General features: G+C 68.1%; 23 protein-coding genes, 1 tRNA gene and 4 pseudogenes. 15 read left to right on the top strand and 13 right to left on the bottom strand.

What is annotated here, in order from left to right; translation table 11 throughout:
- Positions 1-81: 81 nt before the first annotated feature.
- Together AC3IYI_RS21820 and dcd are read right to left on the bottom strand one after the other, a co-directional pair.
- On the bottom strand, positions 82-606 hold the full coding sequence (locus AC3IYI_RS21820) for a phosphoribosyltransferase (protein ID WP_489405360.1): 525 nt from the start codon (positions 604-606) through the stop codon (positions 82-84).
- Positions 603-1,190 carry a dCTP deaminase gene (gene dcd / locus AC3IYI_RS21815; protein WP_053675430.1) on the bottom strand — a complete coding sequence of 196 codons (588 nt, stop codon included), beginning with the start codon at positions 1,188-1,190 and terminating at the stop codon, positions 603-605. The genes AC3IYI_RS21820 and dcd overlap by 4 nt, the downstream gene beginning before the upstream one ends.
- Before the next feature lie 466 nt (positions 1,191-1,656).
- Here dcd and AC3IYI_RS21810 point away from each other — a divergent pair.
- A tRNA-Gly gene (locus AC3IYI_RS21810) sits at positions 1,657-1,730 on the top strand.
- A 465-nt stretch (positions 1,731-2,195) separates the two neighbouring features.
- On the opposite strand, the gene AC3IYI_RS21805 is transcribed toward AC3IYI_RS21810, so the two are convergent.
- On the bottom strand, positions 2,196-2,765 hold the full coding sequence (locus tag AC3IYI_RS21805) for a TerD family protein (protein ID WP_243339717.1): 570 nt from the start codon (positions 2,763-2,765) through the stop codon (positions 2,196-2,198).
- A gap of 266 nt (positions 2,766-3,031) precedes the next feature.
- On the opposite strand from AC3IYI_RS21805, the pseudogene AC3IYI_RS21800 reads away from it, so the two are divergent.
- The 3 genes and pseudogenes from AC3IYI_RS21800 to AC3IYI_RS21790 all read left to right on the top strand — a co-directional run.
- Positions 3,032-4,671: pseudogene (locus AC3IYI_RS21800) on the top strand (hemolysin family protein); the annotation flags it as partial.
- 123 nt (positions 4,672-4,794) lie between these two features.
- Positions 4,795-5,166, top strand: coding sequence for a CBS domain-containing protein (locus AC3IYI_RS21795; protein ID WP_489411609.1), 372 nt, complete (start codon positions 4,795-4,797; stop codon positions 5,164-5,166).
- An 84-nt stretch (positions 5,167-5,250) separates the two neighbouring features.
- Positions 5,251-5,811, top strand: a complete 561-nt coding sequence (locus AC3IYI_RS21790) for a hypothetical protein (protein ID WP_489405359.1) — start codon at positions 5,251-5,253, stop codon at positions 5,809-5,811.
- A gap of 52 nt (positions 5,812-5,863) precedes the next feature.
- Here the strand turns inward: AC3IYI_RS21790 and AC3IYI_RS21785 are convergent.
- Positions 5,864-6,325: pseudogene (locus AC3IYI_RS21785) on the bottom strand (tyrosine-type recombinase/integrase); the annotation flags it as partial.
- A gap of 110 nt (positions 6,326-6,435) precedes the next feature.
- Positions 6,436-6,690 carry a hypothetical protein gene (locus tag AC3IYI_RS21780; RefSeq protein WP_489405358.1) on the bottom strand — a complete coding sequence of 85 codons (255 nt, stop codon included), beginning with the start codon at positions 6,688-6,690 and terminating at the stop codon, positions 6,436-6,438.
- Between the two features lie 247 nt (positions 6,691-6,937).
- Here AC3IYI_RS21780 and AC3IYI_RS21775 point away from each other — a divergent pair, with 247 nt between their 5' ends.
- Positions 6,938-8,185 carry an NsdA family TPR-like regulatory protein gene (locus AC3IYI_RS21775; RefSeq protein ID WP_489411608.1) on the top strand — a complete coding sequence of 416 codons (1,248 nt, stop codon included), beginning with the start codon at positions 6,938-6,940 and terminating at the stop codon, positions 8,183-8,185.
- A gap of 45 nt (positions 8,186-8,230) precedes the next feature.
- Here the strand turns inward: AC3IYI_RS21775 and AC3IYI_RS21770 are convergent, their stop codons facing one another.
- Entirely contained in the window at positions 8,231-8,398 is a 168-nt protein-coding gene (locus AC3IYI_RS21770; RefSeq protein WP_489405357.1) for a hypothetical protein, read from the bottom strand.
- Positions 8,399-8,923: 525 nt separating this feature from the next.
- Here AC3IYI_RS21770 and AC3IYI_RS21765 point away from each other — a divergent pair.
- The 4 genes and pseudogenes from AC3IYI_RS21765 to AC3IYI_RS21750 form a co-directional block, all read left to right on the top strand.
- The gene (locus tag AC3IYI_RS21765; RefSeq protein WP_489405356.1) at positions 8,924-9,211 is read left to right on the top strand and encodes a hypothetical protein; all 288 of its coding nucleotides are present in this window, start codon (positions 8,924-8,926) and stop codon (positions 9,209-9,211) included.
- 109 nt (positions 9,212-9,320) lie between these two features.
- On the top strand, positions 9,321-10,037 hold the full coding sequence (locus tag AC3IYI_RS21760) for an ABC transporter ATP-binding protein (protein WP_489405355.1): 717 nt from the start codon (positions 9,321-9,323) through the stop codon (positions 10,035-10,037).
- A complete protein-coding gene (locus AC3IYI_RS21755) occupies positions 10,034-12,229 on the top strand; it encodes a hypothetical protein (protein WP_489405354.1) in 2,196 nt (731 codons plus the stop codon). The genes AC3IYI_RS21760 and AC3IYI_RS21755 overlap by 4 nt, the downstream gene beginning before the upstream one ends.
- 970 nt (positions 12,230-13,199) lie before the next feature.
- Positions 13,200-13,271: pseudogene (locus AC3IYI_RS21750) on the top strand (dihydrofolate reductase family protein); the annotation flags it as partial.
- Between the two features lie 58 nt (positions 13,272-13,329).
- On the opposite strand, the gene AC3IYI_RS21745 reads toward AC3IYI_RS21750, so the two are convergent.
- The 5 genes and pseudogenes from AC3IYI_RS21745 to AC3IYI_RS21725 form a co-directional block, all read right to left on the bottom strand.
- Positions 13,330-14,361 (bottom strand): nuclear transport factor 2-like protein, encoded by a 1,032-nt coding sequence (locus AC3IYI_RS21745; RefSeq protein ID WP_489405353.1) that lies wholly within the window; start codon positions 14,359-14,361, stop codon positions 13,330-13,332.
- A gap of 593 nt (positions 14,362-14,954) precedes the next feature.
- Positions 14,955-15,073 (bottom strand): annotated as a pseudogene (locus tag AC3IYI_RS21740) (integrase); the annotation flags it as partial.
- Positions 15,074-16,048: 975 nt separating this feature from the next.
- Positions 16,049-17,587: a hypothetical protein gene (locus tag AC3IYI_RS21735; protein WP_489405352.1), complete on the bottom strand. Its 1,539-nt coding sequence runs from the start codon at positions 17,585-17,587 to the stop codon at positions 16,049-16,051.
- Positions 17,588-17,934: 347 nt separating this feature from the next.
- A complete protein-coding gene (locus AC3IYI_RS21730; RefSeq protein WP_489405351.1) occupies positions 17,935-18,708 on the bottom strand; it encodes a hypothetical protein in 774 nt (257 codons plus the stop codon).
- 2 nt (positions 18,709-18,710) lie between these two features.
- A complete protein-coding gene (locus AC3IYI_RS21725; protein ID WP_489405350.1) occupies positions 18,711-19,451 on the bottom strand; it encodes a helix-turn-helix domain-containing protein in 741 nt (246 codons plus the stop codon).
- Positions 19,452-20,147: 696 nt separating this feature from the next.
- Here AC3IYI_RS21725 and AC3IYI_RS21720 point away from each other — a divergent pair.
- The 6 genes from AC3IYI_RS21720 to AC3IYI_RS21695 all read left to right on the top strand — a co-directional run bounded on the left by AC3IYI_RS21720 (position 20,148) and on the right by AC3IYI_RS21695 (position 22,219).
- Entirely contained in the window at positions 20,148-20,348 is a 201-nt protein-coding gene (locus AC3IYI_RS21720) for a hypothetical protein (protein WP_489405349.1), read from the top strand.
- A 230-nt stretch (positions 20,349-20,578) separates the two neighbouring features.
- On the top strand, positions 20,579-20,788 hold the full coding sequence (locus tag AC3IYI_RS21715) for a hypothetical protein (RefSeq protein ID WP_489405348.1): 210 nt from the start codon (positions 20,579-20,581) through the stop codon (positions 20,786-20,788).
- On the top strand, positions 20,772-21,347 hold the full coding sequence (locus AC3IYI_RS21710) for a DUF5994 family protein (protein ID WP_489405347.1): 576 nt from the start codon (positions 20,772-20,774) through the stop codon (positions 21,345-21,347). Before AC3IYI_RS21715 ends, AC3IYI_RS21710 begins: the two co-directional genes overlap by 17 nt.
- Before the next feature lie 5 nt (positions 21,348-21,352).
- Positions 21,353-21,541, top strand: coding sequence for a hypothetical protein (locus AC3IYI_RS21705; protein WP_489405346.1), 189 nt, complete (start codon positions 21,353-21,355; stop codon positions 21,539-21,541).
- Positions 21,542-21,633: 92 nt separating this feature from the next.
- A complete protein-coding gene (locus AC3IYI_RS21700; RefSeq protein ID WP_489405345.1) occupies positions 21,634-21,900 on the top strand; it encodes a hypothetical protein in 267 nt (88 codons plus the stop codon).
- A 46-nt stretch (positions 21,901-21,946) separates the two neighbouring features.
- A complete protein-coding gene (locus AC3IYI_RS21695) occupies positions 21,947-22,219 on the top strand; it encodes a hypothetical protein (protein WP_489405344.1) in 273 nt (90 codons plus the stop codon).
- A 39-nt stretch (positions 22,220-22,258) separates the two neighbouring features.
- On the opposite strand, the gene AC3IYI_RS21690 is transcribed toward AC3IYI_RS21695, so the two are convergent.
- A complete protein-coding gene (locus AC3IYI_RS21690) occupies positions 22,259-24,634 on the bottom strand; it encodes a non-reducing end alpha-L-arabinofuranosidase family hydrolase (protein WP_489405343.1) in 2,376 nt (791 codons plus the stop codon).
- Between the two features lie 215 nt (positions 24,635-24,849).
- The gene (locus AC3IYI_RS21685) at positions 24,850-26,409 is read right to left on the bottom strand and encodes a sigma-70 family RNA polymerase sigma factor (RefSeq protein WP_489405342.1); all 1,560 of its coding nucleotides are present in this window, start codon (positions 26,407-26,409) and stop codon (positions 24,850-24,852) included.
- Between the last annotated feature and the right edge of the window lie 233 nt (positions 26,410-26,642).

The following is a 26,642-nucleotide window of genomic DNA, read 5'->3' as shown; positions in this document are numbered from 1 at the left end:
ACGCACACACGCACATGAAGAGGGGCCCGTCGCGCGGTGCGCGGCGGGCCCCTCTTCACACGACTCTTCACACGACGGATCTCAGGCGTCGAGAACCTGTCCCTCACGCTTCACGACGGGCGGTTCGACCGACCAGGGGAAGTTGACCCACTCGTCGGTCTTCTTCCACACGTATTCGCACTTCACGAGCGAGTGGGACTTCTCGTAGATCACGGCGGACCGGACCTCGGCGACGTGCCCGAGACAGAAGTCGTGGACGAGCTTGAGCGTCTTCCCCGTATCGGCGACGTCGTCGGCGATCAGCACCTTCTTGTCGGTGAAGTCGATCGCCTCGGGCACGGGCGCCAGCATGACCGGCATCTCCAGGGTGGTGCCCACCCCGGTGTAGAACTCCACGTTGACCAGGTGGATGTTCTTGCAGTCGAGCGCGTACGCCAGACCACCGGCGACGAAGACGCCGCCGCGGGCGATGCTCAGGATGATGTCGGGCTCGTAGCCGTCGTCGGCGATGGTCTGCGCCAGCTCGCGCACGGCCCGCCCGAATCCCTCGTAATCGAGGTTCTCGCGCACTCCGCCACTCACTGCCTCACTCGCTCCGTCACTCATGCCTCGTGCCTCACCTGGGTCCGGTGGAAGTTCTGGAAGGACCGCGAGGCCGTCGGGCCGCGCTGGCCCTGGTACCGCGATCCGTACCGCTCGCTCCCGTACGGGAACTCCGCGGGCGAGCTGAGCCGGAACAGACACAGCTGCCCGATCTTCATACCCGGCCAGAGCTTGATCGGCAGCGTGGCGAGGTTCGACAGCTCCAGCGTCACGTGGCCCGAGAAGCCGGGGTCGATGAAACCGGCGGTCGAATGGGTCACCAGACCCAGCCGGCCAAGACTGGACTTCCCCTCCAGTCTGGAGGCGATGTCGTCGGGCAGCGAGATGACCTCGTAGGTCGAGGCGAGTACGAACTCACCCGGGTGAAGGATGAACGCCTCGTCACCGTCCGGCTCGACCATCCGGGTCAGATCGCTCTGCTCGGTGGCGGGGTCGATGTGGGCGTAGCGGTGATTCTCGAAGACCCGGAAGAACCGGTCGAGACGTACATCGATGCTGGAGGGCTGCACCATCGACTCGTCGAAGGGGTCGATGCGAACCCGTCCGCTGTCGATCTCGGCCCGGATGTCTTTATCAGAGAGAAGCACGTCCCGAGGATACGCAGAGCGCGCGGGCCGCCCCAATCGAGGCGGAACCCCGCGCGCCGGTGTCTCCCTCTTGTCTACCGCTTCGGCGCCGCTCCCACGGGCACGGCATGCCGCAGCCGCGCACAGCGCGGACACCGCAGCAGCCGTCCCGGCCCGATCCGGCCGGCACCGAGGTGCTGCAGCGGGAACGAAGCGGTGCTGAACACGTGCCCTTCGGCACAACGGACGACGGTGTGCTCCATCGAGTCCCTTTCCCCAACCAGCCGTACTGCGATGAATCGCCACATTAGGGGATGAACAAGACCCACTCCAGCCGCCGCTCCGCACACACAAGGTACGCCCCAACTCCCGCTCCCACGACCCTCCGTACACCCCGCACGCGACACCACTCCCGGGGCGAATTCACCAGGGGTCGATCATGGGGTAGGGTGAGAAACGATAGCGCTCCAGGCAACTGGATCACTGTGCGGATGTAGTTTAATGGTAGAACATGAGCTTCCCAAGCTTATAGCGCGGGTTCGATTCCCGTCATCCGCTCCACAGCAAAGCCCCAGGTCAGCGGCCTGGGGCTTCGTCGTTGTCTAGACCTCTCAGCCCTCGCCGTGCCCTCCGCGTGCCCCAACTCGCGGGAATGCCCTGGCCGGAGGCCCTTTCGCGCACCACTTGCACCACACGGGCGGGAGCGCGTCTCACAACGCGAGACCCACCCCGAGTGACCCGCACCACACCCCGACGCCTCTGCGGCAATTCGCTTTCCCAAAGCGCCGGTTGGCGTAGCGCTCGGGTCAGTCGCAGCCGGGGCGGCAGCCGCAGGCGTCCGTGGTGGCAGCGACGGGCGGTGCGGCCACGGCAGCAGGTGTCGCGCAGCAGCCCCTGCGCTGGGCGGCGGACAGGTATAGGAGCAAAGTGACGAGACCGGGAAGCAAGCGGACCCGCAGCGTCCTGGAGGGCCAGCCGGGGCGGACCGGGCGTCCGGCCCGCCCCGGCTCGTGTGCTCGTGCTCCGTCAGACGCCGAAGTCGGCGACGATCCCGGTCAGGCCCGAGGCGTAGCCCTGGCCCACGGCGCGGAACTTCCACTCGTCGCCGTTGCGGTAGAGCTCGCCGAAGATCATCGCGGTTTCGGTGGCCGCGTCCTCGGAAAGGTCGTAGCGGGCGAGTTCGGCGCCGCCGGCCTGGTTGACGACGCGGATGAAGGCGTTGCGGACCTGGCCGAAGCTGTGGCCGCGGGTCTCCGCGTCGTGGATGGAGACCGGGAAGACGATCTTCTGGATGTCCGCCGGGACGGCGGCCAGGTCGACCTTGACGACCTCGTCGTCGCCCTCGCCCTCACCGGTGAGGTTGTCGCCGGTGTGCTCGACGGAGCCGTCGGGGCTCTTCAGGTTGTTGTAGAAGACGAAGTGCCCGCTGGAGGGCACCTTGCCGGACTCCCCCACCAGCAGGGCGCTGGCGTCGAGGTCGTAGTCGGTGCCGGTGGTCGTGCGGACGTCCCAGCCCAGACCGACCAGTACCGCGGTCAGGCCCGGCGCCTCCTTGCTCAGCGAGACATTGCCGCCCTTGGACAGGCTCACACCCATGTCGTATCCCTCTCGTGGCCGAAGCCGGTAGCCGAGTAGCCGTCCTCAACCTCACCGGCCGCCTCGGGGGAATTCCTCCCGCCCCGCCGGGGACTTTGCCTACCCTTTACGATGAGATCGGGGACACTCCCCATAACCATCCGCGGACCGGAGACGGTACCGCCGAGCGAAAGAAGGAGCGGCAGACCCGCAATGGGTGAACCTCCTAGTCCGAGCCGTGCCACGTCCTGCCCGCAGATGTTCGAGCCGGGAGCGGGGGTGGCACGGTGACCGAGATCCTGCTGCTCCTTCTCGCGCTGGTCCTGACGCTGGCGTGCGCGGTGTTCGTCGCCGCCGAGTTCTCTCTCACCACCGTCGAGCGCAGCGAGCTTGAGCGCGCCGCCGCTGCCGGTGAGCGAGGTGCCGAGGGCGCGCTGAAGGCCGCGAAGCGCCTCACCTTCCAGCTGTCCGGTGCCCAGCTGGGCATCACGGTGACCTCGCTGGTGATCGGCATGCTGGCCGAGCCGTCCGTGTCCGCGCTGCTGCGCGGCCGCTCCAGGCCATCGGCCTTCCGGCGGGCGCGGTGTCTACCACCGCCACCCTCTTGGGCGTAGCTATCTCCACCGTCGTCCTGATGGTGGTCGGTGAGCTGGTGACGAAGAACTGGGCGATCTCCCGGCCGCTGGCCGTGGCCAAGGTCGTCGCCGGTCCGCAGCGCGCGTTCACCGCCGCGTTCGGCCCGCTGATCCGGCACCTGAACAACACCGCTAACCGGCTCGTACGGCGCTTCGGCCTGGAGCCCGCCGAGGAGCTGGCCTCCGCCCGTACGCCGGAGGAGCTCGTGGCGCTCGCCCGGCACTCCGCCCGCGCCGGTGCGATCGAGGCGGACTCCGCCGAGCTGTTCGTCCGTACTCTGCACCTGGCCGAGCTGACCGCCGAGAACGTCATGACCCCGCGCGTCGACGTCCAGGCCCTGGAGCTCCACGCGACCACGGCCGATGCCGCGAACCTGACGCTGGCCACGGGCCTGTCCCGCTTCCCGGTCTACCGCGACACCCTCGACGACGTCGTCGGCACCATCCACATCCGCGACGTCCTCGACCTCGACGAGGACGACCGGCTGGTGACGAGCGTCGGCGACCTGATGAGTTCCGCGCTGATGGCGCCGCATTCGCTGCCGGTCGACATCCTCCTCGGCAGGCTGCGCAAGGCCCACACCATGGCCGTGATCATCGACGAGTACGGCGGCACCGCCGGTGTCGCCACCGTCGAGGACGTCGTCGAGGAGGTCGTCGGCTCGGTCCGCGACGAGCACGACCCCTTCGAAGCCCCCGACCTCCTCGAAGGCCCCGAACTGGACGGCCGCAGGGTCTGGGAGGCCGACGGCAGCGTCCGCGTCGACGAGCTGGAGGAACTCGGACTGACCGCGCCCGAAGGCCCGTACGAGACCCTCGCCGGGCTCATCGCGACCCGCCTGGAGCGCATCCCGGTCGAGGGCGACACCGTGGAGCTGGACGGCTGGGAGCTGTCCGTGCTCGACTGGGCTCTTGAGCACCTCTCGGCGATGATGGCCACCGCCCAGCTCGGCATCACCGGCTCCTCCCTGGTGCTGGGCGCGGTCGCCGAGCCGGCCATCGAGCACCTGCTGGAGCCTCCGTTCCACTCCATCGGGGTGCCCGAGGGGCTGATCCACCCGATCGCGTTCGTCATCGCGCTCACCCTGGCGACGTACCTGCACATGCTGGTCGGCGAGATGATCCCCAAGAACATCGCGCTTGCCGCCCCTGCGCCGACCGCGCTGCTGTTGGGGCCGCCGCTGGTCGCCCTCACCAGGGCGCTGCGGCCGTTCGTCTTCGGCATCAACGCCTTCGCCAACACCCTGCTGCGGCTCCTGAAGGTGGAGCCGAAAGACGAGGTCGGCTCCGTTTTCACCGACGAGGAACCCGCCCGCCTCGTCAAGGACTCCAGCGCCGCGGGCTTCCTCGCCCCCGAGGGCGGCGAACGGCTCCGGGACGCCCTGGAACTGGGCACCCGCCCGGTCGGCGAGGTGATGGTCCCCCTCGACAAGGTGGTCACCGTCCCCTGCGACATCACCCCCCGACGCCTGGAACGGACAGCGGCCGACCACGGCTACTCCCGACTCCCCGTCATCGGTCCGGAGACCCAAGAGATCTGGGGCTACCTCCACATCAAAGACGCACTCGCCGCAGGCGACCGCTCCGCCCCCTTCCCGCGCAGCGCGATGCGCCCCGTCATCACGGTCGCCCTCGACACCCCGCTCGACGACACCATGACCGCGATGCGCGATGCCGGCACCCACCTGGCGGCCGTCGCCACGGACACCGGCACGGTGATCGGCTTCGTCACGATGGAGGACCTCCTGGAGGAACTGGTCGGCGCCGCCCACGACGGCGACGCCTGATCCTCTGGTTTCGCACACACCGAGGGCCGGCACCCACGGCGGGTGCCGGCCCTCGGCGCAGTTCGCCGCACCTATGCTGCGGCCGTGACCACACCCCCCAATCTTCCCCGTCGCCCTCTGATAGCGGCGGTCCTGCTGATCGTCGTAGTCAGCGCCTCGGTCACGTCGTGGCGCTGGTGGGAGCGCCGCCAGGCCGGCGAGTTCACCCGCAATCCCCACTACTGCGAACTCGTCGCCCCCGAGGCCATCCACCGGCTGCTGCCGACCGCCTACGGCGGGCGCGAGGACCTGGGGTCGTGCACCTGGGCCGCCCCTCGGGAGAAGGGCGTGTACCGGGCCAACGTCCACCTGCGCGCATCACGACTCACGGTCGAGGTGGCCCGCGAGAACTACCGCGAACAGCACAGCGGCAAGGAACGCGGCTGGGAGAAAGGCGCCCAGGAGGACCTGCCCGGGCTCGGCGAGGAGGCCTTCCTCCGCTTCGGGCCGACGGACCCCGGCAAGAACATCACCGCGCAGGCCGTCTTCCGCCGCAGCAACATGCTGATCACCCTCACGTACGCCCGCAGCGACGACGACCGCGAGGCCGTCCGCGCCGGAGCCATCGACGCCGCCCGCGACGCGGCCACCCAACTGCGGCCGTGAGCCGCCGTGCCACCACGTGCGAATCGTGCGGCCCTTGCCCCGGTCCGTCCGCTCAGGCTTCCCGTTGTAGCTGTGCCTTGGTGATCGCCCCTTGCCTGGCCACGCGAACCCGCGCGTCGATGCCACCGGCGACCTCCTGCTGACGTTCGTCGTCGGAGTGCTGGTAGATCATCGCGGCCTTCTCCGAGGACTGGCCGGCGCGGACCATCGTGTCCTTCAGCGTGGCCCCCGACTGCGTCGACAGGGTGTGTCCCGTGTGGCGCAGGTCGTAGAAGCGGAAGTCCTTCGGGAGGCCGACCTTCGCTCGGGCCTTGGCCCACTTCCGACCGAAGGACGTGCGCCGGAACGGTGCTCCCTTCTCCCCCACGAACAGCAGGCCGTCGGGCCCCTTCTCCGCGAACCAGTCCAGGTGCCGCTTGACCTCCATGTAGAGGAAGGGCGGTAGGTGGATGGTGCGGACGCCCGCCGCAGACTTGGTGTCGCCCTCGACGCGGCGGCCGGTGTTCAGTTCCGGGGGCAGCTCGCCCTGTGCGAGCAGGCCGAGCATGGCGAGCCCGGCGGCCGTACCGAGCGCCCACACCCAGGTCAGGGCAGTTCGGAGCAGGTCGGGTAAAGCGGGCCGGCTCACGCGGACGCCGCCTTCGGATCCTCCGCGCGCAAGGCGATGGCCCTCTCCAGCTGGAGGCTCAGCAGCAGGACCCGTCCGGGGTCCATGTCCAGCGTCGCGGTGGTCTTCGTCCCGTCGAGGAAGCAGACCTCGACGGACAGGGCCGCGTTCCCGGTCCGGCGGTCGTAACGGGGGTCCTTGTCTAGGAGGGCGAGGCCCGGGACGATCGGGGTCGTCGTGCGGGTTCTGGGGTCCTGTTCGGTCGTCGTCACCGGTGGTTCCTCTCACGCGTCCGGGCAGGCGCCAACAGGCCCTGAGCAGGCCCTGTTCGAGCCAATCGGAGATCCAAGGGGTGATGTTCAGTCAACGGCGATCCACAGCCTGGGGACAGAGCCCAGGATGTAGTCCTGCGTAATCCCGCGTAATCCAGGCGGGGAGGGTGACGGGGTGCCGAAGAACCCGGTCGTCGCGGATCTGATCAAGCAGGCGTGCCAGGAACGGAGCTGGGGGCCCTCCGAGTTGGCGCGCGCTCTCGGCCTTGCGGAGAGCGGGAACCCGCGCCGCCTCCAGTGCCAGCACGCACGCCGCTGGATAGAAGGGGAGCGGACACCGGATCACTGGTGGCCGTACATCGCCCAGGTGTTGGCCCTGAACCCGGAAGCGATCAACCTTCCAGAGGCCGTGCCGGTGGCACTCCACGCCGATACCGTTGCATCAGTCCTACACCTGGGAAGGAGCGACGTGGACCGCAGGAACTTCATCCTCGCGTCCAGCGGATACGCCCCGTCCGCCCTCGGACTGCCCGACATGGACAGCATCACCCGCCGGACCACGACCGCTCCCCCAGGCGCTGTCCGGGTAGGCCGGGGCGAGGTGGCAGCCGTACGCCACATGGTGAAGGCCTTGGGTGACTCGGCCTCCGAGCTCGGCGGCGGCCACGCCCGCCACCTGGCCGTCCGGTACCTGACGCAGGACGTCGCGCCCTGGCTGGAGGGCCGCTTCACCGAGGCCACCGGCCGCGAGCTGTTCGCCGCGACCTCCCAGCTCGTCCACCTCGCCGGCTGGATGACACAGGACGAAGGCGACACCCCCGAACTGCGCGGGCTCGCCCAGGGCTACTACGCGCACTCCTTCCGCCTGGCCGCCGAGGCCGGAGACCCGGAGCTGTCCGCCACGGCCCTGCGAGGGCTCGCCGTGCAGTGCGTCGACCTCGGCTACCGGGCCGAGGCCGTCCAGCTCGGCGAAGCGTGCCTGGACTACGGCCGGCACCTCGACAACCCGCGCGCCGTCGCCTACTACGAGGCCACCCTCGCCAACGCCGCCGCCCAGGACGACGACCGCCGCATGGCGACCAAGCACCTCGCCATGTCCGAGACCGCCATCGGCAAGCCGGCAGCCGCAGGCGGAGACTCCTGGGCAGCGCACTACTCCCCCGGCCGCTGGGCCCACGTGTCCGGCATGATTCTCTCCCGCCTCGGCGACCTCGACGCCGCCGAAGAGCACCTCCACCTCGCCCTGGACATCCACGGCCTCGACCGCCGCCGCACCCGGGCCATCGTCCTCGCCGACCTCGGCGGCGTACGCCTGCGGCAGGGCGACGTGGACGGGGCCATGGCCACCTGGCGCGAGTTCCTCGACTGCGCCGACGGCATCCGCTCCGTGAAGGTTCAGGCCGCCCTCCAGGACATGCGAGTCCGCCTGCGCCGGTACAGCAGCGTCCCGGAAGCCGAGGAGCTTCGCGATCGAGCAGCTCGCCTAACTGGCTGACGGACTGCTGGAGCACGCGACGGTCCAACGCGTTGCCCGGGTGGTCTACTGCATGTGCTCGGCGCGACCGGCGTTGATCGCGAACGCGATGTCCTCGGGCCAGCCGTCGGAGTGGTTGCCCACGAAGTACCTCTCCAAGGGCTCCTGCCGGTCTCCGGTCGCACGGAACGTCACCTGGGACTCGATGTCCCCGCCGAAGTGCCGGTACGTCACCTCGCCCGATCAGTTTCCGGGAAGGGTGACGACCCGGGCCCGCACCGCCCCCACAAGACCACTCACACACCATAAACGAGCTTGAACTCAAAGCGTTTCGGATCGACAGGTTAGGTGCGATTTGGACTAAGGGACCATCCATGAAGAAATTGCCCCCATAAACGGAATTACATGCTCCGGCGGCGACGGCTCCTAGGGATGACCACACTACTCCAACGGGTGGGCTGCCTAATGGAGTTGAAAGATTCCTGGCATGAAACCCCAGACATCTAAACCCTCTCACAGGAATAGGGATTTCATCGGGAAGTTCATCTGTGGTTATCTGTGACCGCACCGGGGGGCGCGTGAGTTTTTGCTTCCCCCTGCGCCGGTTGGAGGGCGGGCCCACTCTCCGACTGCCAGCCGCTGTGGACATAGCAGCGGAGACCAGCGAAATCTGTGGGGAAGTAAATGCAGCGCAAGACGGCAATACGAGGTGCGGTACTCCTGCTCGGGGCTGCGACCCTGCTGGGGGCGACCCCTGCTATGGCGGCAGATCTGAACTCGTACTCCTGGGGCACCTACCAGCAGGCCCACGCCTACAGCTACGGCACCAACACCAGCGTGGCGATCAAGGACACCCGCGCCGACGGGCGCACCGTTTACACGGAGTACTACCGTTCCGTTGACAACACCATGCGCACCCTGCACAACAAGAGCGGTAACGGCACCACGGTCTACAGTGGCTCGGGCAGCACTATCTGGAAGCTCCGCGCCTGCCAGAGCATCGAGTGGTCGCCGGACAGCTGCGGCAGCTGGGCGTCCAGCCGCTAAGCCCGAGTTCGGCGGGTCTGACCACCGCCGGGCCATGTGAAACATGAATGGGGTCGCTGCCAGATTCACTACTCGGCAGTGACCCCTTTTTCATTTCAGCGAGGGAAGTATGGAACCAACAATCAGTCAGGCACAGCGTACTGACGGGCGCGCAGCGAACAGCACGGCACTCGAACTCCGGTCGCTGCACTACTCGATCGGCGACCGTGTCCTTTTCGACGGCCTCGACCTGACCCTGTTGGCCGGCGAATCCGCCGCCGTCATGGGCCCCAGCGGCAGCGGAAAGAGCACCCTGCTCTCGTGCGCGCTGGGACTCGTCAAGGCGGAGGGGATCGTCCGGGTCGCGGGCACCGACCTCACCCGGCTCAGCCGTCGCGGACTTGCTGAGCACCGGCGTACGGCGATCGGTGTCGTCTTCCAGTTCGGTGAGCTGCTGCCTGAGCTGAGTCCGCTGGAGAACGTCGCCCTCGCGGCCCTGCTCTCCGGAACCTCGCGACGAACCGCCTATGACGAGGCGGCAGCACTGCTCGACGAACTCGGCGTGCCGGTGTCCGATACCCCCACTGCCTCCCTCTCGGGCGGCGAGCGCCAGCGCACCGCCGTCGCCCGCGCTCTCATCAACAAGCCGTCACTCCTGCTCGCCGACGAACCCACCGGGGCCCTCGACGAGGCGAACCGGGAGAGCGTCGCCGACATGCTGTTCTCCCTGCCCGAGCAACGGAACTGCGCGTTGCTGACCGTGACCCACGACCCCCAAGTGGCCGCGCGGGCGGACCGGACCTGGCAGCTGGCCGACGGTGTCCTGGTCGAACGGACCGCGTCATGACGCCGGTGCGCAGCGGCGCCGCCGTGTGGTGGCAGCTCATACGCATCGGCTCCGCCGCACGGCGTTCCGGTAGCAACATCCGTGCCGTCGCCCTCGCGTGCGCCGCTCTCGCACTGAGCATCACAGCCACAGCAGCGGTCCTCGCCTTCGCCTCGTACGACGGCCGGGACACCCGGGCAGAGGCTCGCGGTCCTGTGTTCACGCAGTCCGCCACAGCCCCGGAAACCAGGGGGCTGTGGAGCGAGCAGACAGACGAGCTCTCCGGCCGCATTCCGTTCTCCGTGGTGTACATCGAGCCCGTTACTGAGGACTCGCCGCTTCCCCCCGGACTCTCCCAGTGGCCCGGGCCCGGCGAAGTGGTCATGTCGGAGGCGCTCAGCAAAGCGGGTACCTCAGACGAGATCGACAGCCGGTACGGAACCGTTGTAGGAGTCATCGGCGCCTCGGGCCTCACCTCTCCGGGGGAACTGCTGGCGTACGCCCGCCCGGCCGCAGGCATGGCGGTTGCCGGCCAGATGCAACCGATCTCCGGCTACGGTGGCACTGGTCCCTTCCCCCTCGGTGACGCCACCGCCCCCGAGCCGATCTTCATGATCCTCAATGTCCTGCTCTTGATGGCCGCGCTGCCCTCCGGGGCCCTCGCCGTGGCTGCGGCCCGCACCGGTTCCGACGCGCGCGACCAGCGCACGGCGCTGCTGACTGCGCTCGGCGGTGGCCAACGGGCCCGGGCCGCTCTCAACGTCGGCGAGGCCTTGCTGCCCACCACGATCGGTGTGCTCATCGCCGCGGTGGCGAACATCACCGCGATGAGCACGGACATCACCCTGCCGATCGTCGACTTCACCCTCGCCGCCGTCGACGCCCGGCATGCAGGGTCGGCGCTCCTGCTCGCACCGGTCCTCGGGGGCCTCCTCGTGCTGCTCGCCGTGGTACTGCTGCATCCGCCGCAGCGCGGACGTGGTCACGAGACGAGGCCACGTCAGGCATCCTCACGGCTGCCGCGCTGGTGGCCGTACCTCTTCCCCGTCATGATCCTGATCGCGATCCGCGGGCCCGAGTGGACCAGCAGTCCGATGATCCGTCAGACGATCTACGTTGTCGGGCTCATGGGGACCTTGGCCACTCTGCCCTCGGTCATCGCCCTGCTCACGGCGGTTGCCGGGCGCGGCCTCGCCCGAGCGGGCCGCCGGACGGGACGCTCCGGCGCGCTTCTGGCGGGCCGTTGGATGATGGCCTGGCCCGGAGCCGTAGCACGGCTCACCGCCGGGGTGGTGATCGCCTTCGTTGTGATCGGCCAGACCCAGCTGTGGTACGCCCGCACGGCAGGACCCGCAGTGCTCGCCGAGCAGACCGAGGCTCGCATCGGCAGCAGCGTGCTGCTCGTCGGGATACCCGAGGGGGTCACCTCGACGAAGTCCTTCCTCAATGCCCTGCCCGACCGGGTAGGGGACCTCCGTGTGAGCGCCGACCACAGGAAGGGGACCTTGGAGGTCACGGGGCGTTGCGAGACCCTCCAGAAGCTGTCCCTCCCGTGCTCGGACGCCGGCACAACGATCAACCCCCGCGACCCTGGCCACGACATCCGTATTCAGGAGATGTCCAACTGGCTGGGCGGAGTCAACGGCTTCTCCGTCCGTGCCGCGGAGGTACCGGTCGGGCAGTCGATGCTCCTGGTGAGTACCGATGGCAAGGACCTCCCCATCCCTGCGGTGAAACAGGCCGCCAACTCCCACCTCGGCCTGGCCCCGCATGTCGGCACCATCGGTGGTGAGTGGCTGGGCGGGTCGAAGGATCTCGCCAGGAAGAGCCTGTGGCTGCTGCTCTTCGGTGCCTTCGGCGTCGTGGTCGTCGCGATCTCCATCACCGTCGGAAACCTCGCGGAGTTCATGCGCTTCGCCCGCCGCATCACCGCACTGAGCGTCCTCACGGGCAGCCGGACCATTTACTTCAGCGCGGCATTCTTCTCCCTCTTCATTCCGCTCGTCACGGCCGCGCTGCTGGGCCTCCTCACGCATGTATGGCTCGCGTCACCGCTCACCTCGGGCACCCACCGGAACGAGTTCTTCGAAGTCTCATGGCCGCTGTTGCTCGGCGTCGTCGGCGGTGCCGGTGCCATGGCGCTGCTGGTCTGGCTGTGGGGAGCGAGTACTGCTTCACGGCAGGCAAGTACGTGGCGCCCGAGTGCCGACTGAACCAACCCCGTCCACGAGCTGTACGGGTGCCGATCCGGCCGCGCCCGCACCCGTACAGGGCCCTGTAGTCCCGGCTCGGTGAGGTTTCGACAGGGAGCTCTGCAGCCTGACCTGGGGTGCCCACGGCAGGCGAGGGGTCAAGGTCGGGCTGCGGCGGTCGTCGGCCGACCGCGCAGTGCCGACCGCAGAGCTGCCACACGGTCGGCGACCGTCTCCATGGCGGGTGCGGCCTCGTCGACATGGGCCGCCGCCCCCGCGCAGATGCCGGTCTGCTGGCCTCGCGGTAGGGGATCGCGGAGATCACCCCCACCTCGTCCGCCTGACGCTTGCGAGCGCAATCCCCATGCTCGGCGGCCTGTCAGCGACGGCAACTCGTAGGCGATCCGGACGACTCGCGGCCCCTGTGGGGCGCCAACGCGAAGGCCGTGCCCCAACCGTGCCCTTAGTGAGGGTCAACAGCGGTCAGAACCGGTTTAAGCAAGGGCTCAGGAAGGGGCCTGATCGCCCCTGTTTACGCAGGTCAAGGCCATACGGATGCATTCCGCGCCGTAGATTCCCAAGCTTATAGCGCGGGTTCGATTCCCGTCATCCGCTCTTCCAAGAAGGCCCAGGTCAACGACCTGGGCCTTCTTCGTTGTCTGGACCTCTCCCGGCCCGCGTGCCATAACTGCCCTGATGGCGCTCCAGATTGCTCGCCGAGTCGCTGCTGGCCGGCCGGAACCGACCGGGCGGACCGGGCCTCTCCGACTGGTACCTCCCGCCGTCCTACGACTCGGCCCGCAGGACCCCGCCCTGCTCGCCTTCCTCACCACCGTGCTGGGCAGCGAGGTCAGCACGCCTCGACGACCTGGACAGCGCAGCCTCCCGGCGCGCAGACCAGCGTCCGGGCGAGGGCTACCCGAGTGACACTCCAGCCGACCGCCCGGGGGGCGTGCCCCATCCGTGCCTTCAGAGCGGTGAACATGCCGAGGGTGATGAGCCGCCATTGCACTCCCCGGTGTTCGTCATGACCCACCACCGGCGTCCTTCGTTCACACTGAACCGCAGTTGTTCCGGCGGGCCGGAGGCCAGCTCAGGGAGCGGCCGGTGCACGACCGCACCTAGCTCGCGAGCGCCTTGAACAGGCCGCGGATCTCGTCCTCGTCCGCGATCACCGGCAGGGTGTCGAAGTAGAGCTCCCACTCGCCCTTCGGGCCAATGCGCTCGACGATCCCGAAGGGGATGTCGGTGCCCTTGGCGTCGGTGCCGTTGGGGTCGATGCCGTTGGGATCGGTGCCGTTGGGGTCGGTCATCGTGCCATGCCACTCGATGTAGGTGGTGGTGCGGCCGAATGCGACCTGGCCGGCCTTGAACTCGACGTCGGCGTTCTCGAACAGCCGCTGCAGGTAGGCGGTCTTGCCCTCCTGGGTGGTCAGCGACCGATCCAGGCCGGGCCCGGCCAGCTTGGCGTTGCCGGTACGGGCGGCCAGCGCGGCAGCGTCCCCGCTGTTCCAGGCGGCGAGGCGGGCGGGGATTTCCTGGGCGTGGAACCGGTCGGGGGCCGCTCCGCGCGGGCCGGGGCCGGCCGGGTCGGCGATGCCGGCGAAGAGGGGGCGGGGCCGCTGAGACTCGGGCAAGACCTGGAATAGCTCGTAGCGGTCGTAGTAGCGACGGGCCTGGATGGTCTTGCCGTCATCGCCGAGGACGTTGCGGGCGATCTGCGGGTAGCTGACCTTGCGGCCCTTGAGGGTGACCGTGTTCTGCTGGCCGAACATCATCACGGCGCCGTCGGCGACCACGTTCGTGCCGCGGTAGCGGAGGTCCGGCACAAGGCGGAGTGAGTTGCTGATCGACGCGCCGATCACTTCGTGGCCGCGCTGGGGCTTGCCGCCGGCCTCCCAGAGGCTGGCCTCCTCGTCGAAGATGTCCAGGTAGGTCTGGAGGCTGGGGGCCTCGCCGAAGATGATCTGCCGCTTCATGAAGGCGCAGGCGTTCGGGGTGATCCGCCCTTCGAGCCGGTCTACCTTCTCTCGGACCTCGGCGCACTCGCCGCCCTCGGCGGTGGCGGTGGCCGGCGCGGCACCGATGGTGAGGCCTGCCAGGAGAGTGGCCGCCGCGAACACTCCGGTGCGCGTGTACCGCCGCATGTTCATGTCGTTCCCCGTTCGTGATCGCTTGATCGCTTCGATGGATCGAGCTTCTTCGAGGGCGCCAGAGAAAACGATTACCTCAGGGGTAATGACGGGCAGTTGACAGTGCGGATGACGACCGACCACGGATGACAGGCACTGGCACGGACCAGGTTCCGGTAGGTGCGTCCAGGCCGAGCCGACCCGCCGACCCGCCGACCCGCCGACCCGCCGACCCGCAGCCACCGGATACCGGATACCGGATACGGCAGCGGAGGCGGCGGCCTTCGCCTGCCCCGGCGGCTCCGCCATGGACATCCACGGCCTCGACCGCCGCCGCACCCTCGCCAGCACACCTTTTGGTGGGCCTCACTTGACGACAGGCGACCCGCACAGCTTCTGGTGGAGGCCGAGGCCGGCCAGGCCTTCTGGCTGCGCGGACTCGGTGACCAAGAAGGCTGGGACCCCATGGCCCGGTCGACGAGCCCATGCGGCTGACCGGTTGCGGAAGCCATCCGGGGGCGACAGCCGCCGACCCGCGGCGCCGACTCGTAGGCATTCCGGGCGACTCGGCCCGCTCGCGGCCATCATCATGGGGGCGTGCCCCAACCGTGCCCTTAGGAGCGGTCAACAGCGGTCAGAACCGGAGCGGGCCTGTGGTGATCAGAGTGCTGGTAGATCAACGCGGCCTTATCCGAGGGCTGGCATGCCCGGACCTAGAGTCCTTCAGGGTGGCAGCGACCCAGAGACAATCCGCACTTCGGAATCACCAGCCATGCGGCGGTGTAGCACCGGGAGTAGCGGCTCATACGACCCATGTTCGTCCGCCTTGCGAAGGGAGTCTGTAGGGCAAACCCCACATTGCTGCGATCCCAGCGAATCCGCGATGAAGCCGAATCCGCATGGGACGACTCTCTGGACAGGTCCTGGAAGGGTCCAGCCCCACACCTAACCGATACTCCGTCGTCAACGACCGCGGGCCCTCACAGGCCGCGCAAGACACCGAATCCACGAGGGTCCCCTCCACTGCTGCGCAGGGGAATAGTGGGCGTGAGCCCCCACTGCCATCCAGCTGATCGTCGCTACCGCCAAGCGAGAACTCCGCAGCCAGACAGCGCCGTTGTCGCGAGTAGCTCGCACGTCCAGGACCGAACAGCCACGTACTCGTAGGGCGTCCCACTCTGCTCTGAAATCGCCTTCCACAGAGAGCGACACAGCGCACCTGCTGGTAAGAATCAATCCGATATAGGTCATTCTTCGCGGATCGAAGATCGAAGTCAGCTGCATACATGAGGCTTTGGGGGATCTTGGGTTGAGGCCCACACCGGCCGACGGGCACCCAGCTCACCGCGAACAGACGACGGGGAAGCGTACGGCTCCAATGCCAGAGCAACCATCCCGACCTAACGGAGATGAAGCGGCCGATACCGGGGGGATCGGGTGCTCCGGCTCGCCAAACACACACCAGCAGACGAAGTCTTCGGGGCTCAGAGCCACTACTGCTGCCTCTCCGCGCTTCCGCCAGGAACAGCTCCAGGCACTGGAGGCGGGCATGGTGTTCCTCAGCGAGCAAAGCTGCGGGTATGCGTCACTGCTCGTGATGACACTGCCTGCGTCAGACCACCAAGCGGATGCGGTCCGGGCCTTCGCGATTCCCCCTCGCGGGGCTCAAGACCACCACGGAGCGGGTGCTGCGCCGTGGTGGCCAGAGTCACGGGCAGGAGGTGCCGGTCGCCGGATAGAGGGAGACATCCTCGGCTCGCATGCGGACGGCATGCTCGGAAGAGAAGCGACCACGCGCCGGGGAGGGATCCCACACCCACAGGTCGCTGCCTTCCCGGGGGAATACCAGGACCGGCCGGCTCGTCGGGAGCGGGCCCGGCTGAACGGAAATCGGTTTGGCCGGGTCGACCGGTCGCACACAAACCAGCCGTCCGTTGATACCGAAGTATCCCGGAGGCTGATCACCCTTGACCGCAGCCGAGTATGTACGTTCCGCAGCAGCCTGGACCTCCTTCAAGGTCAGTTCCGCCACCCCGAGGGCGGCGAGCAGGACGAGTAGGGGAAACACCCCATTCACCATCACGCCTTGCGAGATGTGCAGGTTGAAGTACTTGGCCCATCCGTAGAGGGACACGTAGAACAGTGTGATCACAAGAGTCAGTGCCACCGGCTTGAGTGCCACGGAGGAGCGCCAGTAGAAACTGATGTGCACGGCAGGCTCGGGGATTCCCAACACATCTTCGAGATAGGCCGTGTGAAGGAAGGAACCGATCCAAGGGAGCACGAACGGAAGCGGCGCGATGAGCACGGGCAGAAGCAGCAGCAGATTGCGGCTCAGCCACGAGCGGGAGAAAGCGTGCCAGCAGCCGGAAGCGGTCACCAACATCAGCAGGCCCTGGGCCAACCCCCAGGCCTGGGCTCCGAGCCCGGCTGGGCCGTGCACCAGCCACTGGTACAGCACCCAGGTGGAGCCGCCCACGACGAGCGCACCGCACGCGAGGCGCATTAGCCGGGGCCTTGGCTCGTTCGACGTGATCCAGTGGCCAACCGGCCCGAAGGAAGTGAGAGGCGCCAGTAACGCCAGAAACCGCCACGGGGAGGAGAACGACGCAATCGTCCAGGCACACAGCAGCGGGAAGGCTACAGCGAGCAGTGCCATCGTCACGGGTCCAAAGCGCCGCAGAACATTACTCGGTGACGATGATTCTTCTGTCTCCCGTCTTGGTCTGGGCCCGACGGAAAGGCGAAGGTCGTGGATGTCGTCGTCGAACACCGCAGATCCCTGCGTGAGATTCGCCCACTGCTCCTTCACCCTGGCCTTCAGCTGCTCACCGTCCTCCCCGGGGACGAGCGGAACAGTCAGCACATGGCCGGTATCGGCTCCGCCGAGGGCCTCGATGTGGCGTCCAAGCCAGCGGCGGAACCTCCCAGCTCCCGGCGGCGTCCGCCGCACCACCCGTACCAGGGTGGTGCCCCGCTCCTCCTCGTACCGGGCGAGTCTTGCCTCCCGGATCCGGAAGTTGACTGGAGGCTTCCTCAGCAGGCGGCCCGCCTGCTCGCGGACAGCACCAACCGCCGTCCTCCGCTGGCCGTACGCGAGGGCATCGATGACCAGGACAACGCGCCCATCTGTCACCATCAACCTGTCGTGCGGCTGTGCGGTCCGTACCTTCCAGCCCGGCTGGGATCCGAGTGCCTCGACCGCGCGCTGGGTCTCATCCGGGTCGTCGGGCCCCTCAACGATCACCCAGACGCGCTGAGTGGCAGCAGGGAGCACTTCACCCGCCGGGCCGCCGCCGTCGGGCTGACCGGCCCCGGCCCCGGAGGCACTGGGCTCACCTCTCTGCGGTGGCACCACCGCCGGTAAGTGGGCCCGCCCAGGGCGCCTCACCTGTACTAAGGCATTCAGAAGTCCCGCCACCGTCTTCCTCCTTCTACTCCTGTGAAGTTGAGGAGAAAGAGTGACAGCAGGCACTGACAAAACACTCACCGGGCAACGTTGCGGCCAACAGGACAGAGCGGCAAGGGTTCCGACTGCATTGCGCGCTTGTGCACCACCTCGCCGGCGACGAGGTCACGGGCCTTCGGCCGTTCTCACGTCATCGCAGGCGGAGACAAGAACGCGAACATGGCCTGGCCGTCCGCCCGGGCACTCTCGTCGGCCAGTTGACGCCAAGCTGCATGCTGCGGATCGTTCAAGGCCTTCGCGAACGCGAGCTTCTTACGGTCACCCTTGTCGAGTTGATCTCTGAGTTGCAGCGGATTGGCGGGCAACGAGAGCAAGAACGCCAGATCGCGGTAGTGGCGCTCCGGTGAAGCGGTCTTGATGCTCACCGCTGCAGCCTTCGCGACGATCGCCCCCAACAGGCTGGGGCGTCGGATCCGGCCGATCCGCGGCCCCAGTTGCACACCCACAGCCTCGGTTCTCTGCGCAGCCTGCCGACCGCCCGGCACCTCCAGCGTGCGGCCGGGCGGCGTCGTTGTGAGGTCTGCACGGGGTCCGAGGTTGTCGGGCGCCAGCAGATCCACCACCAATCGCTGCGGCTCCACCCCGCGCTGATAGCGGTGCAACAGGTTGCCCTGCGGCGACATACCGGCGGGGGAGAATCCGAACCGTTCCAGCGCCGCGACCAAACGACGCAAGCTCTGCTGGTCCGACTGCACGTCAGCCAGGACATCCAGGTCAGCGCTCGCCGCGGGTGGGGTCCGACCGTGCTCCAGGCCGTGCAGGAGCACCATCTGCCCACCGATCAGCGACCAGGCATCCGGCACCTGCTCCGCAAGGTCGAACAGCACGCCCCACAACTCCACCAGCGGGCCGGTGAACAGGTCCGACTCCAGTCGTACGTCGGGCAGATCAGCCGCCATGATCACACCTTCCGAGGCTGCGCGTAGCGAGTCAGCAGGGACTCGAGCAACCCAGCTGCGGCAGCGTCGGCTCGGCTCTCATGGCGGTCCAGCAAGTCGGCCGCCACCACTGAGGCGGGGACGTCATGGCCCTGCCCTGGGGCCTCAGACCTTGAGGTCAGGAAGGGCCACATCTCCGACGGGGGGATTCGGACCGAGACATTGCCCCGCTCTTCATCACGGACCATGCCGAATGCGGCTTCCAGCTTTCCGACCCGGTCGGGATGTACGTAGATCTCCGCACGGCCGAGGGAGATGTAGTCCGCCCCTGCCTGCGCCGCAGCACTCGCTCCCCCCCGCACCACATCCTGAGCGGCGAGCAGAACTGGCAGTACGCCTGAATGAACGCGGTACGAGCGAACCTCGGCACGGGCGGCAAGGAGCTCCTGGACCAGAGCTGGAGACAGTTGCCCGTGGGCAAGGAGGTTCCGCAACCGCGTCCTCACCCGGGACTTCTCTGCATCGGTCAGGCCCACCGGCTGATGGCCGTCCAGCACCGCCAGAACGCCCCATGCATTGCGGGCCGACAGCGGTCTCCGCGAACGACGGCCCCGGTCCTTTCGCTCCCGGACGCTGTCCCCGGCAACCACCCAACGGCCACCGACCCGCTGCCCTTGCAGCTTTCCGTCATGCAGCAACTGACGGACGCGGGAATCATCCACCCCGAGCAGGGCCGCAGCCTCTTTCACCGACAGCAGTTCCATGACCATCCCCTTGCGCCTCCTCTCACAAATTTGGGAGGGGACACGCAAGTAGCCTCCCACTCAGACCCCCTTGCGTCAAGCCTCCCCTTAACAGGAGGTAAGACGCAACCATTGCGGCAGGGACATGCCGCACGACCCGGGCCAACGGACGCATGCCCCATCCGTGCCCTTCGGAGCGGCGAACAGCGGTCAATACAGGTATGGGCGGACCCTCGCGGCAGCTCCCCCGGCAGACCATTTCCGCAGGTCAAATGCCCTATCGATGCCCCGCACGTCATAGATTCCCAAGCTTATAGCGCGGGTTCGATTCCCGTCATCCGCTCTTGCAAGAAGGCCCAGGTCAGCGACCTGGGCCTTCTTCGTTGTCCAAGCCCACGCGAGGCGGGTTGGTGCGGATTTCCGCCGTCAAAGCGGCAGTTGCCATGCGCCTCAAGCAGGAGCGCACCCACCTGCCGGTCGGTGCCGGACGGTGCTCGACGCAGCCCCACTCGCCGCCGTTCGCGGAGCCCTTCGCGCCCTACCCGGGCAGGGGGCGCGCCCGGCACTGAAGGGGTGGCACGCCTTCCGACGCCGCCACACCGGGGACGGGCGTCACCCGTGCGCCTCGCTTCATCGTCGAAATGGTGCAGAACATCACTGTGCGTGTCAGCGTGATCCGAGAGGAATCCGTACCCCACACATCAAGGAGTCGCCGTCATGGACGGTAGGCAGGACAAGCGCCAGGAGCCGAGCAAGGGCCGCGAGGCACAGGAGCACCATCGCCCGGGAGACCCCGCGCACCCCCAGCCGGGCAAGCCGTCCCGCGAACAGGGACAGAAGCCTGGGCAGAAGGAGACCTCGCGCCGCCGCGAGGACGACCTGCTGCGCGAAGAGGACCTGCACGACGAGACGCTCTGAAGCAGAGCTCCACCCGCCCACACGCCCAGAGCCCGGCCGGTCCACAGTCACCCCGGCCGGGCTCTGTTGCGTCCCGCCTTACGCCGGCCTTGACGCCCTGCAGCCGTACACGGTGTCGACGTCACGGCTCGTCGACAGCGATCACCGCACCCGGCGTACCGTGCCAGCTGACTCAGTGTGGGGGCGGGCAGCTCGGTCGTGACGTTCCTGGAGCCCGGAGCGCGGCCACCATGCGGGACCGCATCGTCTCCGGCCTCACCATCGCTGCCGGAAAATACCTGGTCAGAACCGGCTTCCGGGACCATGAACCGGAGTACGGTGAAGACACCGGGAGTATTTCGCACACCCGCTCCCACGCGGACGTCGTTTCCGGCGATCTCTGCGCCTGGCCGTTCTGGAACGGCCAGGAGACGGGTCCGCGAAATGACCACGACCCTTGACCCCGCTGCCGCAGGCACACGTGCACCCGCGCGCCCCGCGCGCTTGTCACTCACGCTGAACAGTCAGCTCGCAGGTCAGCTGGACGGTGCCTGGTGGCCGTACTCCCGTGACCTCGAAGCCGAGCTCCCGGCTCTCGCCGCCGCCTTGGACGAGCCCTGGGGGCGCATCACCCGCGTCACCGTGAACGCCACCCGCTGGCCCGTCATCCCGCACACGGTTCTCGTAGACGGGCGCACGGTGCACGTGGGCTGGTTCACCGAACAGGACCCGGACAAGCTGATCCTGCTCTCCTACACCGTCGGTCGCTGGGACCTGCTGGTGATCCCGCCCGAGACCGAGCCCGCAGCCGCGGCCCGGCTGATGGCAGCTGCCGCGATCCCGGGCAGCGTCCTCACCGCAGGTGTCCTGATGGCCAACGAAACCGTCATCGGGCGCGGCATCCGGGACGCCCGGGGCCGGGAAGCCACCTGGGAGGACGAAGGCGGGGCTTCCATGGCCACCTTCGGGAACCCGATGGGCCGACACGCCCTCCCGCTGCCCGGGAACACCTGGAGGTGAGCTCCATGGAGACCATCGCCCTCATCACGGTGATCATCCTCGCGACCGGCATCGGCATGCGCTGGATCCACCTGCTCAACGCGCAGCACGACGCCCGGATCGCGGCCCACCACTTCAGTGACCCACTGCCGCGACCTCCCGGTCAACCGGACGACATCAGTCGTCGAGCCCACCACACGGGTGCCGACCGGTGAGGAACAGGCGTTCCTCCTGACCGGGACCAGCGGGTGGGCGCCCCGCGCCCACCCGCCGAATTCTCTGCCCACTCCGAAGGGAACACGCCAGCGTGAAGTACATCGAGACCCAGATACTGCCGTCACTCGGACACGCCGAGGTCCGGATCATCGCGCACACACCCGAAGCCGCCCGCGCGGTCGCGGAGGCGCTTCGCCGCTCCTTCGCCGGTGCGGAACAGCGCAGCTACCCCGGCCTCGACGGCAACACCCGCCTGCACCTCACCGTGGATACGGCAACACCCGCCGGCCCCACCCGCTCCTGGCTGGCCGCCAGCAGAACCCCCGTAGGCGCCGGCGCCCACTACGACGAGACCTGAGCCCAGGCCCCCGATCCCACCCGCCCGCATACGAGAGGACGCGGTCATGGCCACACTGCGCGAACGCAAGACCTACCGCGATCAGGTGCTCCGGGTCCTCTACGAAGCCGTAGAGGGCAACCGCCTCCTCGGCATCACCGGAGCGCAGTTGCAGCGCGACCTCCACGTGCCCGAACAGGATCTGGCCGCCGCCTGCACCTACCTGGCGGGCGAAGGGCTGATCACCGTCGACTGGGAGCCGGGCAACACCCCCGCGATGGTCACCCTCACCCACGAGGGAATCCGTCGCATGGAGTCCGAGGAGGAAGAGCGCGGCTGAATCCCCCTTGCACACGTGCAGGGGTGTGGAGCGGGCAGGTCAGCGCTGCAGGGTGAGGAGACCCGGTCGGTACGGCAGGCGGTCGTAGGGGCCGCTCGCGGTGGGGGGCTTGCCCTGGTAGAGGAATTGCAGGTTGCAGGGGTCGATGGTCATGGTCTGGTCGGGGTTGTTGCGGACCAGGTCACCGTGGCTGATGTCGTTGGTCCAGGTGGCACCGCTGTTGGCCTTGCCCGCGAAGGGGCTGCTTTCGCTGCCGGCCTGCGGGGTCCACGAACCGCTCAGGCTGGAGGCCGTGAACGAGCGGAAGTAGCGCCCGTTCGCACCCTTCGCCTCAACGATCATGAGGTACTGGTTCTGGCCCTGCACCTTGTAGACCTGCGGCGCCTCGAACAGGTTGCTCTCCGAGTCGCTCATGATCGTCGTGTAGGACGAGCCGAAGCTGCCCGGGAAGTTCCCGATCGGCATGCTCGCCCGGTAGATCTTGCCGTTGTCACCGGCGAAGAACAGGTACATGTTCTGGCCGTCAGCGATCAGGGTCTGGTCGATCGGACCGGTGGGAGAGTTGGGGATGCTGCCGGTGAACAGCGGCTGCGGCGAGGACCAGCCGTTGGGGTTGGTCGGGTCGCTCGACGTGCGGTAGATGAAGGGCCACGAACCCCACTGGTACGCCAGCACCCAGATCTTCTTGGGCGCGAAGTAGAACAGCGTGGGCGCCACCGCGGCTTGGCTCATCCCGGTCTGGCCGGCCGACGCCATGTCGGGCCAGTTCGTGAAGGGGCTGAACATCATCGAGCCGTACGACGATCCCGCCGCGTTCGACGCGTAGACCAGGTGCTTGCCGTTGTGCACCACGCTGGTGAAGTCCTTCAGCGAGCCCCACCCGTTCGCCGGCTGCGCCAACGCACCCGTCGACGCCCATCGGTACGTCGACGGAAGAGCGCACGTGCCGCCCGGCGGCGGGGGCGTTGTCGGGGTCGACGTCCCGGACAGGCCGGTCCACTTCTGGTTGGTGCCGGACCAGCAGGAGTACAGCTGGATCTTGGTGCGGTTGGCGGTGGCCGCGCCGACGGCGTCGAGGCACAGCCCGGACTGGACGTCGGCGATCGTGCCGTTGGTGTTGATGTTCCACTGCTGGCCGGCGCCGCCGTTGCAGTCCCCGATGACCACCGCGGTGCCGTTGCCGGCGCCCTTGGCCAGGGCCTCCAGGCACTTGTTGCCGTAGATCACCAGCTGCTTGCCGGAGGTGTGGGTCCAGCGCTGGTTGGTCTGTCCGTTGCAGTCCCACAGCTGCGCCTGGGTGCCGTTGACGGTGGTGGAGCCGTTGATGTCGATACAACGACCGGAGGCGACACCCTTGATCGCCCCGGTACCGGTCCCGCCGGTACCGGTCCCGGTACCGGGGGCGGCCTTGAGGGCGTTCACGACGGCGGTGTACGCGGCCTTCGGTTTGCCGTTGTTGTCGAACAGCAGGGGGCTGTCGCCGCTGCGCCAGGAGTCGCTGTCACGGATGCCCCATACCGTGATGCCGGTGCACCGGGACACGGACAGGCAGGCCTTGACCGTGTTGGCGTAGTGGGTGGACGACGCCCGGGCGATGTCCAGCTCGGTGATCTGGACGTCGACGCCCAGGGCGGCGAAGTTGGACAAGGTGGTCTGGAAGCTGGACGGCGGGCCGTCGGCGCCGAAGTGGCTCTGGAACCCGACGCAGTCGATCGGTACGCCGCGGGACTTGAAGTCCTTGACCATGCTGTAGACGCCCTGGGTCTTGGCGTCCGACCAGTTCTCGATGTTGTAGTCGTTGTAGCAGAGCTTGGCCGAGGGGTCGGCCGCCCGGGCGGTGCGGAACGCTTCCTCGATGAAGCCGTTGCCCAGCAGGTTCTGGAACACCGAGCCGCGGTGCTGGGTGGAGCCGTCGGCGAACGCCTCGTTGACCACGTCCCAGGCGTAGATCTTGCCCTTGTAGTGGGTCATCTCGGTGGTGATGTGGTTGTTCATCACGCTGCGCAGCGTGTTCGCGTCGCCGATGGAGCTGACCCAGGACGGGAGCTGTGAGTGCCAGACCGTGGTGTGGCCGCGCACGCGCTGGCCGCGTGCCAGCGCACGGTTGACGATCTGGTCGGCGGGGCCGAAGTTGAAATTGCCGCGGGACGGTTCGATGGCGTCCCACTTCATCTCGTTCTCCGGGGTGATCATGTTGAACTCCCGGTCCGCGAGCGCGGCGTACGTCGAGTCGCCGAGCCTGCCGGCGGCCACAGCGGTGCCGAAGTACCTGCCCGACGGGGCCGCCTGCGTACCCAGGTTCGCGGCTCCGGCGGAGCTGGGGAGGAGCGTCACGGCACCGGCCACCAGCGCCGCGGCCGACAGTCCTATCGTCAATGTCCGGCGACGCCGGCCGAGCCGGTGCAGGCCCTTCATGATTCTCCTCGGGGGTCACGGGGTTCGTGGGTGTGTCGCGTCATGAGAGGGGCCTTCTTCAGGGGATACGTCAACGGGGGAAGTCCCCCCACGAAATGGAGGCCTCCGAACTCCCGGTCTCGTAACAAAAAAGCCGCCCCGCCCGGACGATTGCTCAGTGATGCATCTCGCAGGCAAAAAGCGTTACGCCAAGCCCGCGACCCGGCCCTGAATGCTCAAAGAGCGGTGGCCCAAGCCCTGCGCATGATGAAGGAAGCCTGGCCGGCGAAGGCCCGAGTGCCGTCGGAGCCATCGAGCCAGATGCCGCCGCCGCGGTGGCGGAGGACCGACCCGGAATAGTTGTGCGCGTGCAGTGTTACCGAACCGGCAACCGCCCCGGGGCGCGGACAGAAGGTGGCATCTTCACGGAACAGTTCGCTGCCGTCATTGGTGCTCAGCCGTAGCCGCAGGTCACGATGGCGCAGATAGCGGCCGTCGGCGGCGCGGAAGGTGACGCACCGTGTGTCGGCCAGCCCCCCGATGACCGTGAAGGTGGACCGTTGCCGTGTCCGTGCGCTGCTGGACGCGGAGACTCGGCCGAGCGTCGCGAAGTCGTCGGCGTACGTGAGGTACAGGGCGGGGTCGTCCACGGACTCCAGGGACTGTGCGCCCAGCGGAACAGTGCCTGCGACGGCGGACGGACTCACCGGGGACGGTCCGGCCGACGTGGTGGAGCGCGACGGGATCGGCGTGGGCTTGCCGACTGTGGGAGCGGCGATGACGGCTGGCACCCGATGCGCCGGTTCGGGCCAGGTCGCATAGGTGGCGGTCCCGGCGATGAGCACCGCGCCCGTGGTGAGGCTCACCAGCGGATGAGCGGTCACCGCGTGGAGTTTGGCGATCAGCGAGCTGTACGGACTGCCTCCCGCCGTCGCCGTGCCGACAGCGACGTGTGCCGTGGCCGGCCCGGCGGCGCTCGCGGCCGTACCCGACAGCAGGCCCTTGGCGGCCAGCGCGGCGATGAGTCCGGCCGGAACGGCCAGCGGCGCGAGGCTGAGGAGCAGTAGTCCGGCCGGAACCCGCTCTGTCGTCTTCGCCGTGCAGACCGGGCAGCCGCGGGTGTGCCGCGCGATGCGCTTACGCCACACCGATGCACGGAGTCCGTCCCAGCCGACGACGGTCTCGTCCAACTGCGGACAGCGCGGGTCGGCCTCCAGTGCGGCGACGATCGTCCGGCTCAGTTCCAGCTGCTCGCGCATGCGTTGCAGACGTACTCCGACGTGGGGAACAGTCACCCCCATCGCGGCGGCGATGTCGTCACGGCTCAGCGAGCCGGCGCATTCCTGCCACCACAGCGACAGCAGCACCCGATGGTCCGGGTCGAGCCACCGGCCGGCTTCGACAACCTGACGGCGCTCGTCCGACACATGCAGACGCAGGATCGTCACGTCCTCAGGTTCGGCGCCGGCGTCCGGTATCTGGAGTGCCTCGTCGATGACCGTGGTCCGGCCGGCAAAGGCGCGTTGCCGGTGCCAGTGGGTATTGATCTGGCGGAGCGTGATCGACACCAGCCAGGACCGGAAGCTCTCCGGGGCACGCAGGGCGGGCAGGTCGCGCACCACGCGCAGCAGGGTTTCCTGGACGACGTCGTCGACGTCGGCATGTCCGCTCAGCGCTCGCCCGACGATGCTGTAGAGCAACGGCAGGTATGCGGCGATCAGCTCCTCGCGCGCCCGATCGTCACCAGCCTGCGCCGCGACGACCAGCCCCGCGTGGTCCGCGTCCATGAGCCCCATTCCCACCTCCCTCAGGGGAGCGATCCCGAGCGATCCGCCGAGTACGGCGCCGCACCTTGGCGTCGGCAAGGGTATGCGGCCAAAGCCTGTGCCTTGGATCACTGGACCGGCCCGCGCCGAATTGGAGTGCCCGTACCGCGCGTTGTGCGCTGGTCGGCAGAAAAAGATTCCCGGCTCAAGGCAACCCTTTGCGGAGCCTGTGACCACAAGGAGTCGGACCCGGCCGTTGCGGT

It is taken from the genome of Streptomyces sp. GL_148, assembly GCF_057834205.1.
Note: the sequence above shows the minus strand (reverse complement) of the source record. Positions and strands in the feature narration are given on the sequence as shown.

Bases quoted from the DNA above. Each gene is read 5' to 3' on its own strand.
- AC3IYI_RS21820 (WP_489405360.1), bottom strand. From the start codon at position 606: ATGAGTGACGGAGCGAGTGAGGCAGTGAGTGGCGGAGTGCGCGAGAAC.
- AC3IYI_RS21805 (WP_243339717.1), bottom strand. From the start codon at position 2,765: ATGGGTGTGAGCCTGTCCAAGGGCGGCAATGTCTCGCTGAGCAAGGAG.
- AC3IYI_RS21795 (WP_489411609.1), top strand. From the start codon at position 4,795: ATGGTCCCCCTCGACAAGGTGGTCACCGTCCCCTGCGACATCACCCCC.
- AC3IYI_RS21765 (WP_489405356.1), top strand. From the start codon at position 8,924: ATGGCGGCAGATCTGAACTCGTACTCCTGGGGCACCTACCAGCAGGCC.
- AC3IYI_RS21760 (WP_489405355.1), top strand. From the start codon at position 9,321: ATGGAACCAACAATCAGTCAGGCACAGCGTACTGACGGGCGCGCAGCG.
- AC3IYI_RS21755 (WP_489405354.1), top strand. From the start codon at position 10,034: ATGACGCCGGTGCGCAGCGGCGCCGCCGTGTGGTGGCAGCTCATACGC.
- AC3IYI_RS21745 (WP_489405353.1), bottom strand. From the start codon at position 14,361: ATGAACATGCGGCGGTACACGCGCACCGGAGTGTTCGCGGCGGCCACT.
- AC3IYI_RS21730 (WP_489405351.1), bottom strand. From the start codon at position 18,708: ATGGCGGCTGATCTGCCCGACGTACGACTGGAGTCGGACCTGTTCACC.
- AC3IYI_RS21725 (WP_489405350.1), bottom strand. From the start codon at position 19,451: ATGGAACTGCTGTCGGTGAAAGAGGCTGCGGCCCTGCTCGGGGTGGAT.
- AC3IYI_RS21720 (WP_489405349.1), top strand. From the start codon at position 20,148: ATGGACGGTAGGCAGGACAAGCGCCAGGAGCCGAGCAAGGGCCGCGAG.
- AC3IYI_RS21715 (WP_489405348.1), top strand. From the start codon at position 20,579: ATGCGGGACCGCATCGTCTCCGGCCTCACCATCGCTGCCGGAAAATAC.
- AC3IYI_RS21710 (WP_489405347.1), top strand. From the start codon at position 20,772: ATGACCACGACCCTTGACCCCGCTGCCGCAGGCACACGTGCACCCGCG.
- AC3IYI_RS21705 (WP_489405346.1), top strand. From the start codon at position 21,353: ATGGAGACCATCGCCCTCATCACGGTGATCATCCTCGCGACCGGCATC.
- AC3IYI_RS21695 (WP_489405344.1), top strand. From the start codon at position 21,947: ATGGCCACACTGCGCGAACGCAAGACCTACCGCGATCAGGTGCTCCGG.
- AC3IYI_RS21690 (WP_489405343.1), bottom strand. From the start codon at position 24,634: ATGAAGGGCCTGCACCGGCTCGGCCGGCGTCGCCGGACATTGACGATA.
- AC3IYI_RS21685 (WP_489405342.1), bottom strand. From the start codon at position 26,409: ATGGGGCTCATGGACGCGGACCACGCGGGGCTGGTCGTCGCGGCGCAG.